Raw genomic sequence first — 681 nt, 5'->3', positions numbered from 1 at the left:
AGCAGCGGAAAGAAAAAATCTGTGTCGGCGGTTGTTGCCACATCGCGGGTAGGGACTACAATTTTTGCCGTTACGGTTGCGTCAGTCGCATTTGCATCACCCGCTATTGTTAGTAATAAGCCGAGCAATATGGCGGTTAGATGTGGCCCCAAGTTGATACCTCTGGTTAGCGCTGTTTAGGAAAATTATATTAATAAAATCAGGATCTTAACTATAACCTATCGCGGTTTGTGAAGACATCGACCATGGATGTGCCGGCGCTTGGCAGGTGTGACTGGTGGGTGTTTACAATGTCACTAGACGCGCCCGTGAGCTACCTACGATGGTCGCGTGGCGCCGCACCGCGATTGCGGTGATCATTGGACATTGTGCTTGCACCTGTGGGGGTTGGCAGGGCGGCTCAGGTAGCGAATAAGTGTTTCAAACAAATGTTTTATTTGGCAAAATAGAATCTAACTCGTGGCATTAACTGTGTAATCAATTTAGAGGAATCGGATATGAGCCAGCGTGAAGTGGTAGTTTTAAGTGGTGTACGCACCGCAATTGGTACATTTGGCGGTAGTTTAAAAGATATTGCCCCAACAGATCTCGCTGGCCAAGTAGTTGCCGAGGCGGTAAAACGCGCCGGTGTTAAACCCGAGGCCATAGGCCATTGTGTGATTGGCAATGTGACCCATTCCG

General features: G+C 48.8%; 1 protein-coding gene. It reads left to right on the top strand.

Translation table 11 applies throughout. The features are described 5' to 3' along the window. Positions 1–497: 497 nt before the first annotated feature. Positions 498–681, top strand: a 184-nt coding sequence (locus ACFQEU_RS17185) for a thiolase family protein (protein ID WP_465261185.1), incomplete at its 3' end; no start/stop codon positions are given.

Source organism: Halorubrum tibetense (genome assembly GCF_042661865.1).
Classification (GTDB): domain Archaea; phylum Halobacteriota; class Halobacteria; order Halobacteriales; family Haloferacaceae; genus Halorubrum; species Halorubrum tibetense.
This window is presented reverse-complemented; position numbering and strand designations above follow the sequence as displayed.